At 63.6% G+C, this 15,070-nt stretch carries 16 protein-coding genes and 1 tRNA gene; 6 read left to right on the top strand and 11 right to left on the bottom strand.

Going from position 1 to position 15,070, the window contains the following annotated elements:
- The first annotated feature begins 206 nt into the window (after positions 1-206).
- The gene (locus GOB90_RS08440; RefSeq protein ID WP_146892623.1) at positions 207-1,847 is read left to right on the top strand and encodes an ATP-binding protein; all 1,641 of its coding nucleotides are present in this window, start codon (positions 207-209) and stop codon (positions 1,845-1,847) included.
- A 229-nt stretch (positions 1,848-2,076) separates the two neighbouring features.
- On the opposite strand, the gene infC is transcribed toward GOB90_RS08440, so the two are convergent.
- The 3 genes from infC to hrpB form a co-directional block, all read right to left on the bottom strand.
- Positions 2,077-2,598 (bottom strand): translation initiation factor IF-3, encoded by a 522-nt coding sequence (gene infC, locus GOB90_RS08445; RefSeq protein WP_146892626.1) that lies wholly within the window; start codon positions 2,596-2,598, stop codon positions 2,077-2,079.
- A 211-nt stretch (positions 2,599-2,809) separates the two neighbouring features.
- Positions 2,810-3,991 carry a S1C family serine protease gene (locus GOB90_RS08450; protein ID WP_146892617.1) on the bottom strand — a complete coding sequence of 394 codons (1,182 nt, stop codon included), beginning with the start codon at positions 3,989-3,991 and terminating at the stop codon, positions 2,810-2,812.
- 152 nt (positions 3,992-4,143) lie between these two features.
- Positions 4,144-6,690: an ATP-dependent helicase HrpB gene (hrpB, locus tag GOB90_RS08455; RefSeq protein ID WP_173572008.1), complete on the bottom strand. Its 2,547-nt coding sequence runs from the start codon at positions 6,688-6,690 to the stop codon at positions 4,144-4,146.
- Between the two features lie 496 nt (positions 6,691-7,186).
- On the opposite strand from hrpB, the gene GOB90_RS08460 reads away from it, so the two are divergent.
- The gene (locus GOB90_RS08460) at positions 7,187-9,319 is read left to right on the top strand and encodes a protein-disulfide reductase DsbD family protein (RefSeq protein ID WP_307724810.1); all 2,133 of its coding nucleotides are present in this window, start codon (positions 7,187-7,189) and stop codon (positions 9,317-9,319) included.
- Between the two features lie 365 nt (positions 9,320-9,684).
- Here GOB90_RS08460 and mntR read toward each other — a convergent pair whose 3' ends face one another.
- On the bottom strand, positions 9,685-10,185 hold the full coding sequence (mntR, locus tag GOB90_RS08465; protein WP_146889502.1) for a manganese-binding transcriptional regulator MntR: 501 nt from the start codon (positions 10,183-10,185) through the stop codon (positions 9,685-9,687).
- A gap of 221 nt (positions 10,186-10,406) precedes the next feature.
- On the opposite strand from mntR, the gene GOB90_RS08470 reads away from it, so the two are divergent.
- Both GOB90_RS08470 and GOB90_RS08475 read left to right on the top strand, forming a co-directional pair.
- The gene (locus GOB90_RS08470) at positions 10,407-11,351 is read left to right on the top strand and encodes a glycosyltransferase family 8 protein (protein WP_146889499.1); all 945 of its coding nucleotides are present in this window, start codon (positions 10,407-10,409) and stop codon (positions 11,349-11,351) included.
- A gap of 112 nt (positions 11,352-11,463) precedes the next feature.
- On the top strand, positions 11,464-11,670 hold the full coding sequence (locus GOB90_RS08475; RefSeq protein WP_146889496.1) for a hypothetical protein: 207 nt from the start codon (positions 11,464-11,466) through the stop codon (positions 11,668-11,670).
- A gap of 33 nt (positions 11,671-11,703) precedes the next feature.
- Here the strand turns inward: GOB90_RS08475 and GOB90_RS08480 are convergent, their stop codons facing one another.
- From GOB90_RS08480 to GOB90_RS08505, 6 genes are all read right to left on the bottom strand, one after another.
- A complete protein-coding gene (locus GOB90_RS08480; RefSeq protein ID WP_173572004.1) occupies positions 11,704-11,859 on the bottom strand; it encodes a hypothetical protein in 156 nt (51 codons plus the stop codon).
- 37 nt (positions 11,860-11,896) lie between these two features.
- Positions 11,897-12,190, bottom strand: coding sequence for a hypothetical protein (locus GOB90_RS08485; RefSeq protein ID WP_173572005.1), 294 nt, complete (start codon positions 12,188-12,190; stop codon positions 11,897-11,899).
- 70 nt (positions 12,191-12,260) lie between these two features.
- The gene (locus GOB90_RS08490; protein ID WP_146889490.1) at positions 12,261-12,497 is read right to left on the bottom strand and encodes a hypothetical protein; all 237 of its coding nucleotides are present in this window, start codon (positions 12,495-12,497) and stop codon (positions 12,261-12,263) included.
- Positions 12,494-12,727 carry a transcriptional regulator gene (locus GOB90_RS08495; protein ID WP_146889524.1) on the bottom strand — a complete coding sequence of 78 codons (234 nt, stop codon included), beginning with the start codon at positions 12,725-12,727 and terminating at the stop codon, positions 12,494-12,496. The genes GOB90_RS08490 and GOB90_RS08495 overlap by 4 nt, the downstream gene beginning before the upstream one ends.
- Positions 12,728-12,783: 56 nt before the next feature.
- On the bottom strand, positions 12,784-12,999 hold the full coding sequence (locus GOB90_RS08500; protein ID WP_146889487.1) for a hypothetical protein: 216 nt from the start codon (positions 12,997-12,999) through the stop codon (positions 12,784-12,786).
- Between the two features lie 91 nt (positions 13,000-13,090).
- Positions 13,091-13,166, bottom strand: a tRNA-Ala gene (locus GOB90_RS08505).
- 165 nt (positions 13,167-13,331) lie between these two features.
- Here GOB90_RS08505 and GOB90_RS08510 point away from each other — a divergent pair.
- Both GOB90_RS08510 and GOB90_RS08515 read left to right on the top strand, forming a co-directional pair.
- Positions 13,332-13,634, top strand: coding sequence for a YggT family protein (locus GOB90_RS08510; RefSeq protein WP_306309441.1), 303 nt, complete (start codon positions 13,332-13,334; stop codon positions 13,632-13,634).
- A gap of 4 nt (positions 13,635-13,638) precedes the next feature.
- Positions 13,639-14,607 carry a glycosyltransferase family 2 protein gene (locus tag GOB90_RS08515; protein ID WP_146889484.1) on the top strand — a complete coding sequence of 323 codons (969 nt, stop codon included), beginning with the start codon at positions 13,639-13,641 and terminating at the stop codon, positions 14,605-14,607.
- 67 nt (positions 14,608-14,674) lie between these two features.
- Here the strand turns inward: GOB90_RS08515 and GOB90_RS08520 are convergent, their stop codons facing one another.
- Positions 14,675-15,025, bottom strand: a complete 351-nt coding sequence (locus tag GOB90_RS08520) for a hypothetical protein (protein WP_146889481.1) — start codon at positions 15,023-15,025, stop codon at positions 14,675-14,677.
- Between the last annotated feature and the right edge of the window lie 45 nt (positions 15,026-15,070).

Genomic DNA, 15,070 nt, shown 5'->3' on the forward strand with positions numbered 1-15,070 from the left:
CTGATCCCGGGGACGATGATTTCCGCACCGCCGGTCTGCGCGTGGAGGCGCCGCTGACGGAGGGCCGTATTGCGCGGGCCGGGGTTCTGACCCGGCTGACGGTCTGGCTTCGCGAGGCGGGGAAGACATTCCGGGGGTTTATTCCGCATCCGTCCGACACACCGTCGGATCTGCTCGATGCGTCGGGCCGGCGTCTCATTTCGCCGATGATGCGCCGGATTCTGCTGGTCAACACGCTGCCGCTGATTGTTTTCGGTCTGACGCTGCTGTTTCTCAACCAGTTCCGGAACAGTTTGCTGGATGCCGAGGTGAATGCGCTGCGGGAGCAGGCGAAGATTTATGCGGGCGCGCTTGGGCAGAGTGCTGTTTCGATCAATCCGGCGGCGCGGAACCGGCGCGGGGTTACGTTTCCGGGTGGCGCCTATGTGCTTGAGCCGTCTCTGACGCGGCCGCTGCTTCTGCGGCTGAGCGAGCCGAGTCCCATGGCAGATGCTCGTGTTTATGCGCCGGACGGGCAGCTGATTGCCGACAGTTATCAGGAAAAGCTTGCGCATCGCCCGGCGGGCGGGCCGCCTGTGCCGCCTGATCAGCAGACGCCTCCGGCTGAGAGCGTTACGGGGCATCAGCCGGCGCAGGCGCGGAACAGTTTTCTTCATCGTTTTCTCGATTCGCTGGTAGGGGGCGCGGATGACAGTCCGCTTCCTTCCGACGGGGACAGCGGTTCGCGGCGGGGTGGCGATGTCGGGCATGACGATACGGAAGCGCCGCCGTATATCCGGCGGACGCGCGATCACACGCTTGTCATCACCGTTGCGGAGCCGGTCATTCATGACGGGCAGACGGTTGGCGTGATTCAGCTCACCCGGACGGGTGAGGTTGTCGATACGTCGCTGTTCAAGATCCGCTCTTCCATTCTGTCGCTGTTCCTGCTCGCGATGGCGATCATGGCGATGCTGTCCTGGTATCTGTCGCTGACCATTGCCCGCCCGCTTCTGCGTCTTGCGGGGTCGGCGCATGTCATGCGGGAAAGTTCGGGGAGGACCGGCACGGTACCGAGTGTGCTGCTGGGGCGGCGCGATGAGATCGGCGATGTGGCGCGGGCGTTGCAGGACAGTGCTCAGGCGCTCTGGACGCGGATGGATGCGATTGAGCGGTTCGCGGCGGATGTTTCCCATGAGATCAAGAACCCGCTGACCTCCATTCGTTCGGCGATCGAGACCTCTCTGCGGATTGACGATGTAGAGCGGCAGCGGCGTCTGCTGACCATCATTGCCGACGATGTGCGCCGGCTTGACCGTCTGATTACCGACATTTCTGATGCCAGCCGGCTGGATGCGGAGCTGTCCCGGGCGCAGGCGACTCCGGTTGCCATTACGCCGCTACTGTCTCTTCTGGCGGAAATTCATCAGTCGACCCGCAAGCCGGATCAGCCGCAGATCCGGCTGTCGATCGCGGGTGATGAAGCTGGTCATGAGCTGCGTGTTCTGGCGCTGGAGGACAGACTGGTTCAGGTTCTGCGGAATCTGATCGGGAATGCGATCTCGTTTTCGCCGCCGGAGGGGTATATTCTTCTGGAGGCTCATCCCGAGGGGCAGATGGTGGAGATTGCGGTGTCCGATGAGGGGCCTGGCATTCCGCAGGCCAAGATCGACTCGATTTTCGACCGTTTTTATTCCGAGCGCCCGAAATCGGAGAATTTCGGGCAGCATTCCGGGCTTGGTCTGTCCATCAGCCGGCAGATTATTCAGGCGCTGCGCGGGACGATTCATGCTGAGAACCGCACGGACGGACAGGGGCATGTTCTTGGCGCCCGGTTTGTGATCCGGCTGCCCCGGGCGGCGGGGTAGCGGGCTCTGCCCGGACCCGGCAGGGACCACAGGCCCCTGCACCCTGATTTGTTAATAAACAGACGGGTTTCCGGAGGTCCCCGGCTTTTGGTGGGTTTCAGGGCAAAGCCCTGAGAAGCATCCTTTAACGGTAGCGGTGTTTAAGGCCGGGCAAACTGAAATCGCCATGAAAAAACCCCGGAATGACTGAACATTCCGGGGTTCGTTCTCTCGGGCCGGGTCGCAGAAATCAGCGGGGGGAGAGGACCATCACCATCTGACGGTTCTCAAGCCGGGGCATCTGCTCAACCTTTGCCTCTTCGTCCATTTCCGTGCGGATTCGCTCCAGAACTTTCACGCCGAGATCCTGGTGGGCCATTTCGCGTCCACGAAAACGCAGGGTCACTTTGACCTTGTCGCCTTCGCCGATGAACGACTTCATGGCGCGCATCTTCACCTGGTAGTCATTTTCGTCGATGTTCGGACGAACCTTGACTTCCTTGATTTCGATGACTTTCTGCTTTTTCCGCGCTTCGTTCCGCTTTTTCTGCTGCTCGTACTTGTACTTGCCGTAATCAAGTATTTTGCAGACGGGCGGCTCGGCGTTCGGGCTTATTTCCAGCAGATCGAGCCCTACGCCGTAAGCGCGGGCCAGAGCATCACGCGTTGACATGACGCCCTGCATCTCTCCGTCCTGATCGATCAGGCGGATCTGGGGTATACGGATCTCCTCGTTGACGCGGGGTCCCTCCCGGCTTGGGGGAGCGGGAATGGGTGGTCTGGCTATGGTCAGCTCCTGTCGACGTGAAAAAAAAAGGCGCGCGGGCCGGAAGGCCCGGCGCTCATAAGGTTCCGGATACAGTATGTGCGTAAATGGACACGCAAGATCAAGCGTTCCCGTCATGCTTCACACGCGATCAGCTATGCGAAAATCGCCCGGCAGCCCGGATATGGTAACAAGGTCGTGTTAATGAGTCACTTTTTTACTGGTCATCGCCATCATTATCCCGTCCGTCATCCGCCGGGCGGGCACCGATAGGCACCTGAAGCACGACGGTCGCGGCTTTGCGCCGGACGGTCAGCGGCAGGACGGTTCCCGGCTTTGCCGCCGCGACGACGCGGATCAGGGTACGGGCGTTTTCGACCCGGTCGGCACCGACCGTGGTGATGAAGTCCCCTTTACGGACGCCGCCTTTCTGAGCCGGGCCGCCCTTGTCGAGATCCACGACGCGCGAGCCGTCCTGCCCGTCCACGTCTTCCAGCGTGACGCCGAGCCATCCGCGATCAATACGTCCCTGGGTGCGGAGCGCCTCGACGACCGGGATCACGATTTCGGACGGGATGGAGAATCCGATTCCGACCGAGCCGCCGGTGGGCGAGACGATGGCGGTGTTGATGGCGATGACCTCGCCGTTCATGTTGAAGGTCGGGCCGCCGGAATTTCCGGGATTGATGGGGGCGTCGAGTTGCAGGAAGTCATCGAACGGGCTGGCGCCGATGTCGCGGCCGCGTGCGGAGACGATGCCGGCCGAGACCGATGAGCCGAGGCCGAACGGATTGCCGGCGGCCATGATCCAGTCGCCGACCTGGACGTGTCGGCTGTCGCCCCAGCGGACGAAAGGCAGCGGCGTCAGGCTTTCGACCTTGATGACGGCGATATCGGTCAGGTCATCGCTGCCGAGCACCCGGGCGGGGAGTTCGTGCCCGTTGGCGAGGGAGACGGTGATGTTGTTGGCGTCTCCGACCACATGGTTGTTGGTCACGATGACGCCGGACGGATCGACGATGAAGCCGGAGCCGGCGCCGAGCATTTCCTCGCCATGACGGCGGAGGCGCTCGCGGAATTTACGTTCGAGCGGGGTGCCTCTGACATCCGGCAGGACGTGCAGATGGCGGTCCGAGGCCGGGTCCATATCGCGGGTGACGGCGATATTCACCACGGCGGGGACGACTTTACGCACCAGCGGCGCGAATGTGACGGGCAGACCCGAAACCAGGGGCAGGCCTGTCGGGGGAGCGTCGGGCGCGGCTGTGGGAGGCGGGGCGGTCTCGGCCCGGGCTGACCGGATGAGCAGACCCGGCCCCGGTTCGCCGCCGGAGGCAAGGAGCGTCAGGGTGGCGCAGGCCAGCGTGAGTCCCCGGCCGGGACGACGGCAATGCGCCATCAGCGGGCTTCGGGTCGTCGGAGAGTATTCGGTGGCATCAGCGGGGTGCAGTTCTCATAACGAAAAGATAGTGTCTGATCATAACACGAATGAAGCGCAATGCCCCACGGCGGCGCGGAGACTGTTTCCACGGGCGCTGTGTCCCTGACTCCTCACCGTTTTGGGGCTTTGCCGGGCTTTCCGCCTGGGGTCCGGGGCGGGCGTGGGGCGGGCGGTTCGGCGACGGCGGGGTTTTCGGGCCAGTCATGGCGCGGGTAGCGTCCGCGCATGTCGCGTCTCATATCGGGCCAGCCGCCTGTCCAGAAAGCCGCCAGGTCCGCTGTCAGGGCCTGGGGGCGTCCGGCGGGTGACAGGAGCGCCAGCCGGAGCGGCACCTGACCGCCGGCGAGACGGGGCGTTTCGATCGTTCCGTAGAAGACCTGTGCTCTGGCGGCGGCGATCGGGACGGGTTCGGTGTAATCTATTTTCACGCGACCGCCTTTCAGCGCCAGTTCGGTCGGGAGATCGCGATCCAGTGCGACGAGATCGGCGTGGGTCAGGCGGGCGCGCAGGAGGGCGGCGAGGTCCAGTTCCTTCAGCCCGGCGAGTGTGGTGAGCCCGGCCAGCCAGGGCGGGAGCCAGTCTCCGGCGGTGGCGGCGAGCGCCTCGTCCGACAGGTCGGGGAGGTTTTCGTGTCCGGGGAGGACGCGTTTCAGGGCCACCCGCGCCTGGAACTGGCGGGCGGTGTCTGTCCAGGTGAAAGCGGTCTGAAGCGACGCGGCGGCCTGGGCCAGGAGCAGGCTTTCCGCGTCCTCGCTTTTCAGTGTTTCCGTGCGGTCACGCAGCACGAGAGTGCCGATTCTGAGGCGGCGGCGGGCCATGACGGAGCCGGTCACGGTGTCCAGCGCGGTTTCCACCTGTTCCGTGGCCCGTTTCAGCAGCGCGTCCGGCAGGGCATCGGGGTCGAGCGGGGCGGCGAGGCGAATTTCGGCGCTTTTCCGGAGAAACAGCGAGGCGACGGCGAGGAGGCGCTGATCGGCGAGACGGTCCGCGCGGCCTGTTCGGGCGCTTCCGCCGCCGGAGAGGCGGAAGCTGCCGGATTCGCCGCGTCCCTGGGCGATGCGGTCCGGGAAGCCGGCGGCGATGAGGGCGGCGGCGTCTCCGATGGGCGGCAGGTTGGCGGGCAGGCGCAGACGGCGGCGGAACTGTCCGGCGGCCTGTCTGATCCGGGCCAGCGCACCACGATCGGCGTCCGGGTGGTCGCCACCGGCGATCAGGTCGAGCCGGAGGGCGATGTCGGCGGGCGGGATCGGGGGCGGTCCGCCACGTGCGCCGCCCGGGCGGGGACGCAGCGGGTCGCGTTCTTCAAGCAGAGCGGCGAGGTTGGCGGCAAGGGCGGCTTCGGGCGGGGTCCGGGCGGCGAGCAGGAGGGCGGCGAGGCGCGGGTGGGTACCCAGCGCCGCCATGCGTCGTCCGGCTTCCGTTGGTTTGCCCTCCGTATCCAGCGCACCGAGGAGAACGAGCAGGTCGCGGGCGGCGGCGAGGCCTCCGGCGGGGGGCATGTCGGCGAACCGCAGGGAGGTGGCCTCGCCGCCCATCGCCTCGCGCCAGAGGCTGGTGGCCAGAGCGAAATCGGAGAGGTCGGCGTCGAGAATTTCCGGGCGGTCGTGCAGCGCCATTCCGCGTCCGGTGGCTTCCGTCCAGAGGCGGATGCCCAGACCGGGGGCCTCGCGTCCGGCGCGGCCTGACCGCTGTGTGGCGGCGGCGCGGGAAATTCGCATGGTTTCCAGCCGGGCCAGTCCGGCGCCGGGGTCGAAGCGGGGGGCGCGACGGAAGCCGCCGTCGATGACGATCCGCACGCCGGGGACGGTGAGGGAGGTTTCGGCGATGGAGGTGGAGAGGATGACCCGTCGGCGGCCGTCCGGTTCGGGGGCGAGGACGCGGGCCTGCTCACCGGGCGGCAGTTCTCCGTGCAGCGGCAGGACGAGGGCCGGGACGCCGTCCAGGAGTTGCGCGGTGCGGCGGATTTCGCCGGTGCCGGGGAGGAAGACGAGGAGGTCGCCTTCGGTTCCGGACAGGGTCTCGCGCACGGTTTGTGCCGCTGCCTGTGGGAGGTCGCGGGCGGAGGCGAGATCGCGTTTCGCGTGGCGCACCGTGACGGGGAACTGGCGACCCTGGCTTTCGAGCACGGGCGCGCGCATGAGGTCGCACAGGGTTTTTGTGTCGGCTGTGGCGGACATGGCCAGCAGGCGCAGATCCGGGCGGAGGTCCTGCTGGAGGTCGAGCGCGAAGGCGAGGGCGAGATCTGCGTCCAGGGAGCGTTCGTGGATTTCGTCGAAGATGACGCAGGCGACATCGTCCAGCATCGGGTCTGACAGGAGGCGGCGCAGGAAGAGGCCTTCCGTCACCACCTCAATCCGGGTTGCCTGTGAGACGGCGGATTCCAGCCGGGTTCTGAAGCCGACGGTCTGTCCGACCGGCTCGCCCAGCAGGCTGGCCATGCGCTGCGCGGCGGCGCGGGCGGCGAGGCGCCGGCGTTCCAGCATGATGATCCGGCTGCGTTCCGGGCGCCATCCGGCTCCGAGCAGGACCAGCGGGGCCAAGGTTGTTTTGCCCGCGCCGGGCGGGGCCACGAGGACGGCGTTTGGCGTCTGCTCCAGTGAGGCGGCGAGGGCGGGCAGGCAGGCCCGCACGGGCAGGTCGTCGTCCGGGGCGGACATGAGGGCCGCGACCGTGGCGGCGGGGCCGGAGGGGGAACCGGAGGTCATGGGCGGGGTTATGACCCGGTCAGGGCGGGACGACAATCTCGGGGGATGGTTCGGGGGCTTTCCGGGCGCGTCGGGGCGGGGTGTTTTTCGGGGGCTCTGTTCGCGTTAAGTACGACGACTTTATCTCAGGGCGTTGCCCTGAAACCCACCAGAGGCCGGGCCTTTGGAACCCTGTTTATATCATCAACAAATCGGGGTGCAGGGGCCTGCGGTTCCTGCCGGGTTCGGGCAGAGCCTCTGGCCGGAACTGATCCTGTGGAAAAATCACGTATCGACAGTTAGGGCGGACAGAGCCTTTCAGGTGCAGGTGCGGGGCACCGCCCGGACCCGGGCAAAGGCACCTTGTTGCCGATCACGGGGGAACGATATGCTCTCTGTTCGCTTCGTCCCGCCCCGGTATAGAGTCCCGCCCCTTCCCTGTTTCCTCTCTTTTCGCAGGACATCCGCCTTGCGCCAGACCGCAGTTTCTTTCCGTCGTCTTTTTTCTCTTTGCAGCGTTCTGCCGGCTGTCATCTGTCTGCTGCTGGCCGTGTCCGGGCCGGTGCGGGGCGCGGAGAGCGAGGCTGTCACCTCCGAACGCGACACCGTGACGCTTGTCAGTGACAGTGACACGGTTCAGCCGGGGCATTCCATCCGGTTCGGGCTGCTGCTGCATCTCCGGCCGACATGGCACACGTACTGGCGCAATCCGGGCGATGCCGGGGAGGCGCCGACGCTGGTGGTGACGCTTTCGGCGGCGGCATCCGGGAAGGCCGATGCCATTGACTGGCCGACGCCGAGACGGCTGCCGGACGGGCCGCTGATGTCGTATGGCTATACGGGGGATGTGCTGCTTCCGGTCAGTCTCACGCCGGGCGCGGGTCAGGCGGAGGCCGGCGCTGTTGCGGTGACGGCACATGCGGAGTGGCTGGTCTGCGCGGCGGTCTGCGTGCCGGAGGAGGGGGATTTCCACCTTACTCTGGGCGTCGGACCTGTGGCGCCGTCCGCGCAGGCGCCGTTATTTGCGCGGGCCGATGCGGCGCGTCCGCTTCCGTCGCCGTTTGCCGCCACGATAGCGCCGGACGGGAGGCTCGGGCTGTCCGGTCCGGGGCTTTCGGCGCGGGATGTGAGCGATGCGTGGTTTATTCCGGATACGCCTGGTGTCGTCAGTCAGATCGCGCCGCAGAAGCTGACCATCGGGGCGGGTCATCTGACGCTGGCTCTTAAGCCGCAGGATGCTTTTCATGCGGGCGCGTCGCTTGGCGGTGTTGTCGTGCTGCGGGATGCGGCGGGGCAGGAGAGCGCGCTGAACATCCTGGCGCGGCCTGTGCCGGGGGGCGCGGTGGCTTCGGCCCGTCCGGCTGTCGCGCCGGATGCGGGCGAAGTGCCGGGCGGCTGGTTTCAGCTTGCCGTGCTGGCGTTTCTGGGCGGGGCCATTCTGAATCTGATGCCCTGCGTCTTTCCGGTTCTGGCAATGAAGGCGCTTGCCGTCGTGCGGATGAGCTCGGAAGAGGCCCGGGTAAAGAGTGCTCTGGCTTATACGGCCGGGGTGCTGGCCACTTTTGCCGTGCTGGGAGGCGCCACGCTGATGGTGCGTCATGCGGGACTGTCGGCGGGCTGGGGGTTTCAGTTTCAGTCCGAAGGGTTTGTCGCGGCCATCTGCTGGCTGCTTTTTGCCGTCTCGCTCGGGATGCTGGGGATTTTCGAGTTGCCGGTGATCGGTGCGGGGCAGTCGCTGATTTCCCGCAGTCACGGGTTGCTGTCGGATTTTCTGACGGGGCTGCTGGCTGTTCTGGTGGCAACGCCCTGCACGGCGCCGTTTATGGGTGCGGCGATTGCGGGGGCGCTTGCGGCGCCTCCGGTTTTCGCCCTGAGCATTTTTCTGAGCATGGGGCTCGGGCTGGCCAGTCCTTATCTTTTGCTGGCTGTCATTCCCGGTTTCGGGCGGCTGTTGCCGAAGCCGGGCGCGTGGATGGATCTGTTCCGGCAGGTTCTGGCGTTTCCAATCCTGGCGACCTGTGTCTGGCTTGCCTGGGTTCTGACGCGGCAGGGCGGTGGGGACGCGACGCTTGTTCTTGGCGCGGGTCTGCTGGCGCTCGGTTTCAGCGGGTGGCTTGCGGTGACGGCCCGGTCGCGGGCGTCTTACAACGTGACGCGGGGGTTGCGCGTGGCGGCGTTGCTGGTGGCTCTGGCGCCGGTTGCGCTGCTGCCGCTGCTGCCTTCCGGGGCTTCATCGCCGGCTTCCGCGACGACTGGCGGTGTGGCGGCGGATGCCGGGGCTTTTTCGGCGGAGCGGCTGGCCGCGCTCCGGGCGGAGGGGCGGCCTGTTTTCATCGACATGACGGCGGCCTGGTGCATCACCTGTCTGGTCAATGAGCGTGTCACGCTGAACAGCGCGCGGGTGCGGGCTGCTTTTGCTCAGCACGGGGTTGTTTATCTCAAGGGTGACTGGACGAACCGGGACGGTGCGATCACGGCGTTTCTGCGGGCGCATGGGCGCGACGGAGTACCGCTGTATGTTTATTACGCGCCGCATGGGGAGGGGCATGTGCTTCCGCAGATTCTGACGCCGGAGCTGGTGGCGGGGGCTGTTGGCGGCTGATCGGGGGCTGGCGATCCATTATGTGTCAGTTCCCGTCTGTCGCGCGGTCATACGAATAACGATTACAGCGGGCACTGCCGTATCATTATCTGATTGTCAGACAGTCTGCCTTGCGAACTCACGACCCCGGGCAGAATGATAGTTCCGCGAAACATAGCGACATCGGAGATCAGTGAAACGCTCGTGTATTTCTTCGTGAGCGTCTCGAAACTTTGCAATATCTTCGGTCTGAGAATGAAAAATCATCAGCGTCGGTTACTGTGGCCAGAGTTGTTGGAAAACTGAAAATTACAGCAGACTGACAAATATGATGGTGAAAGCTGTCGTGTTTCAAATGAGATAATTGCCTTTATTTTCGCCGGAATTTACGAACGGTGTGTTTTCCGGTCCTGCCGGACACTGGTCATGAACTGGTGCAGTCCACTGTCGATGGCTGTCTGGAACAGGGTCAGCGTTTCCTCGCCGACATAGTGTTCCACGCCTTCGGCGTCGATGAGGGCATTTTCCCGGCTTACGCCGAGTGCCAGCAGGAAGGCTTCGACGACGCGGTGGCGTCTGCGGGCTTCGTCGGCGACGCGCTGGCCGGCGCTGGTCAGGAAGACGCCGCGATAGGGTTTTTGCGTCACCAGGCCGTCTGCCGCCAGGCGTGCGAACATTTTCGCGACGGTGGGCTGGGACACGCCCAGTCTGCCGGCGATATCGACCTGTCTGGCCTCGCTGCCTTCGGTGAGAAGGTCGGAGATCAGTTCGAGGTAATCTTCGACCAGCACGTTCTGCCGGGCGACACGGGTGGCGCGGAAACCTTCTGACTGGGTCTGTGCGTCTGGCATCACGCATGGGGGCTGAAGTGTTTTTTTTCCTGACATGGTGCGATCCCGCGCGGACAATATTCTTCTCCGAATAAAACATGCCGGGCCATTAATCCAGCGCCGGGCCGGAGCGGGGAAAGACGGGCGGATGCATATTCCTGTTCTTCATGCGTGGTTTGGAGGCGGAGAAGGCGCTAAAGGGAGTCACCGGCACCGGCCGGGCGGTGTGCGCTGTCCGGTGCATTCCCGGAACAAGATCAGGTGACCCGGAGTTTTTTATGGCCAGAACCTGCATTTGCTACACAACTGACCAGGGTTATCTGTTTCCGAGTTTCGTGAGCGCCGTTCAGGCGAGACGCAACAGCAGTCCGGAGCTTGCCGATGTGTGCCTTGTCGGTTTCGATACCGATCCGGCGACGCAGCGGCTTTTCGGTGATGCCTGCGAGCGCGCGGGGGTGCTGTTTTCGGCCTGTCGGCGGGCGGATATCGAGGATGCGCCCGCCATGCTGGGGCGTCTGTTTCTTTCCTCGCTTCTCCCGGCGCAATATGATCGCCTGCTTTATATAGACGGTGACACGCAGATTACCGGCAGTGCCGATCCGCTGCTCAGGGCGCCGGTTCCGGACGGGACATTTTACGCGGCCGCCGATCCGATGACCTTTCTCATCGATGATGACGATAAACAGGCTGTGGATCTGCGGGCGCATCTTACGGCGATCGGGCTGTCCCCTGCCGATGCCCGGCGTTACTTCAATTCCGGCGTCATCTATGCGGAGCGGGAAGCCTGGGCGCGCGTCGGGCATGATGCCTGGAAGATGTTTTCCTCGCAGCCCGCGGCGACCCGGTTTCCCGATCAGGATATTCTGAATCTTGTTGGTCTGCCGCACAGTCTTCCGATGTCGCTGGCGTGGAATTTTCCGATTTTTTTGCGTAACGCCGCCGTGGAGGATGTGATCCGGCCCCGCATCACGCATTTCATGTCGCGCCCCAAACCGTGGGAGGGCGTGTTCGCGCCGTGGACGGCGGTGGCTTTCACGCCGTATCGCGAAATAGTGGCCCGGTTTCCCGGGCTTGCGCCTTACTGGCACAGGATGAGCGGGCGTCAGCGGCTGCGTTACGTGGTGCAGCAACGGTACAAACAGGTTCTTGAAACGATCCGCTGGTCGCGCGGGATGCGTCACGACCGGATTCTGGCTTACGAGAAGTCTGCTGTCCGGTTCTGAGAGCCGGATATGCGGATCGGCACGCTGACACAATCATCACAATCCGCACACGGACAATCCTGACACGTTTCCGCACGTTGAGTCGGAGCACTCAGGTTTTTGAGGTGATGTGATGGCTGAAGATCCGGAGATCATGCGTGAGGTTGAGACGGTCATTATCGGGAGCGCTCTTTGCAGTCCGGATGACTCGCCTGAAACAACGGCTGCCATGATGGTGCTGGCTGTCTGCCGGCATCTGGGGATTGACGGTGCGGATGCGCCGCAAGTCCTGCTGGCTGCGGTGAAGGGCGTGGGGCCGGGGGACGGGGAGTCCGGCTAGGGGGCAAAGCCGGGCTTTGCTGAGCGTTTGCGCTCAGTGGAGGAGCGGGCAGGTCGTCTTCTCGCCTGGCAGGTGTTCGAAATTGCAGGAGATCGAGCCATCCACGGGCAGGTTGTTCGGGTCGGGCTTTTTACAGCAGGCGGCGAGAATGGCGAGAAGTGCCAGGACAACGATACTCTGTTTCTTCATGCCGGTTTTTCCTTAGCGTCCCAGCCTTTCTAAGCTCCTATCTTCCGTATGACCAGGCACCGACATCCACGCCGGGCAGAACATTGGTCAGATCGGCTGATTCCATCGGAACGGCGCCACTACGCCCACGGCCGGAGGATGTGGCCACGCCCGTTGTGATCTGGCCGTGCATTTTTCCGTCGTCGGGCACGCTGTTCTGCATGAGTGCCGGGGGCCGCCCGTATGCTGAATGCAGCAGTGCGGTGCGGGGATCTTCGGGAGAAGCGGGGTGGCGGGCACAGCCGGAGAGTGCCAGCGCGAGGATTGCTGCGAGAGAGACAGGCCTTGTCATGACGGCTGATTTTTCCTCCATCGCGGGTCGGCTTCCGTTGCGCGGGTAAGTATGCGCTATCGTGGCATGGTTATGTAACAGTTCGGCGACGGCGTTGCGGGCGTTGTCCCGGCGGGTGCTCATACAGGTAGTGACGGCGGGATTCCGCCATCAGGCAGCGTCCGCGCTCGGTGCGGCTGGCTATTTTGTCGCAGCTGTGAAGTTTTGTCTGATCGCGGTGCGCTTCCTGACGCGGGGTTAAACGGGTGTGGCCCGCGCAGGAGGTCAGCAGGACGGCCAGCGAGGCCATGACGAGGGTTCGTTTCATCTTTTCCTCAGTCTCACCCCGGCTCCGCCGCCGTTCTCATCGATGAACGCAACGCCCGCGGATTCCAGGGCGGCGCGGAGGCCGGCGAGGGTGCGGGGGTAAGGCGCGCGGGCCTCGCGTTCAAAGTCGGCGATGGTTTTTTTTGCCACGGCGGAGGCTGTTTCCAGCTCTCCCTGGGACCAGTTCAGGAGTGCCCTGGCGGCGCGACACTGGGCTGGTGACAGTTCCACGGCAGGGCTTACATCCATAAGAGAACCGGACGTGGGATTACATCAAAAGTGTCGTTTTACGCAAGGGAGGCTGAGGGGCTGGCCGGGTTTGTCTGTATATTACAGAGAGCACGGTAAATTTTCAGCCAGTGGAGTGCTTCGTCCCCTGCCCCGATCTGGTGGGCTGCTTCGAGGCGCATTGCAGCGTAATTTTTCGCTGCGATGCCGTGGGTTGCAATCAGGTCCGTGGTCGCTTCGGCAATATCGGGGGGGACTGTTCCGGTTTCTCGCATGTCGTGATCTTCATAACAGGCGGATCAGGTACGGGCGAGGGCTGACCTGGCGGCGTGGAGTATTATTTTTATCGGGGAAACGTAAGGCGGCTGGTGGAGCTGAGGGGAATCGAACCCCTGACCTCCTCATTGCGAACGAGGCGCTCTCCCATCTGAGCTACAGCCCCGCCTTACCACGGATACACATAACCGGCTGGCACTGACTGTCAAGCAGACTCGTGTCATGCGGAGCGGCTTCCTGTATTGTCTGGACCGGGCCCCCTCTGTAGGGTCCGGGCTGTAATGCTTCGGGCTCATACGTTTGCCCGGGCGATCTTCAGAGGTATCCGGATTTGCTGTTGCTTGGTCTGTGTCGAATCATTCTGACGCTTCTCAAACTTTATGAAGGCGTGATCTTCGTCTACTGCATTTTCAGCATGTTGTATTCGTTTGGTATTCTTGACGGACGCAACCGGATTGTCTGGCGAATCGGCGAGTTTCTGAACCGGCTGGTTGAACCGGTTCTCAATCCCATACGGCGGATCATGCCGGCGCTGGGCAATGTGGACCTGTCGCCGCTGATCCTTCTGCTCGTTCTGAGATATATTGCGGAGCCTCTGGTTGTTGAGGCTGCGGTTGCTGTTTATGCCGGATAATCACATGACTGACACAACTGCGCCCGATGCCGGATATTCTCCGCGCATCGCGGTTCTTGTTCCCTGTCACAATGAAGAAGCGGCCATCGGGCGTGTCGTCAGCGACTTCCGGGCGGCTGTGCCCTGTGCCAGAGTATATGTTTACGACAACAACTCGACTGACGACACGGTCAGCGTAGCCAGGGCGGCCGGCGCCACTGTGCGCCAGGAGCCCTTGCAGGGGAAAGGCCACGTCGTTCGGCGGATGTTTGCCGATATCGACGCAGATTTCTACGTGCTGGTAGACGGGGATGCGACCTATGAGGCAGCGGCGGCGCCGGCTCTGATCGAGCTGGCGCGGGCTGAAAAGCTCGATATGGTGAACGCGGCGCGGGTGACTGATCGCGTGGCGGCTTACCGGGCCGGGCATAAGCTGGGCAACCGGGTGCTGACCGGCCTTGTGATGGCGATTTTCGGAAAGCGTCTTTCTGACATGCTTTCCGGCTATCGCGTTTTTTCAAGGCGGTTTGTGAAATCCTTTCCGGCGATGTCCTCGGGTTTCGAGACCGAGACCGAACTAACGGTGCATGCGCTGGAGCTGGCCATGCCGATTGCGGAGCTGCCGACGCAGTATATCGAGCGTCCGGACGGATCGGTTTCGAAACTGCGAACCTATCACGACGGGTTTCGTATTCTGTGGACCATCATTGTGCTGGTGAAGCAGGAAAAACCGCTGATGTTTTTCTCTGCTCTCAGCGGCGTTTTCTGCCTGCTGGGTCTGGCGTTCGGCTTTCCGGTTATCGTGGAATATCTGCGGACGGCGATGGTGCCGCGCCTGCCCACGGCGGTTCTGGCGACGGGTCTGATGATGCTGGCGGCGTTGTCGATGTCCTGTGGTCTGATACTGGACAGTGTGGCTTTGGGGCGGCTGGAGATGAAGCGCCTTGCCTATCTGTCGTATCGGGGACCGCTGGCGCCGGACGATTTCGCCTGAGCCCGTTACGGGCCGGTTTACGTCGCCGGAGGCTAATTCTGGTTTCGGCCACCGTCGGAAGCGAGGGTTAGCGCCGCTCGTTATCGGCGCCGCTTCCGCTCTGAGTGATGCCGGCACGGTCCGGCGCATCCGAACCCGGTCTGACTGTGCGCGTGATGGATGCTACGGCGGTGTCGTTTCCTGAATTCGTGTCTGTACCGGCATGTTTCGCATAGCGGTGATGCAGGCGCGTCGGATTGTCCAGTCTGTCGCGCAGGACATTTTCAACGGCTTCAGGGTCCGTGTTTTCAGCCTGATCCAGCAGCCGGTCAGCGAGTGCCTGATCGCCTTTTTCTTCCGCACGCAGGGCGGCTTCAGCCAGTTCACGCGCTGTGCCGTGTTTACCGGATTCAGCGTCGTCTCCGATGGATTGCGCCATGAGAAATTCCTCTCTCTTTCTCTGTCGTCTTCGTCGCGGACCCTG

This window comes from Acetobacter oeni (genome assembly GCF_011516825.1).
GTDB lineage: Bacteria > Pseudomonadota > Alphaproteobacteria > Acetobacterales > Acetobacteraceae > Acetobacter > Acetobacter oeni.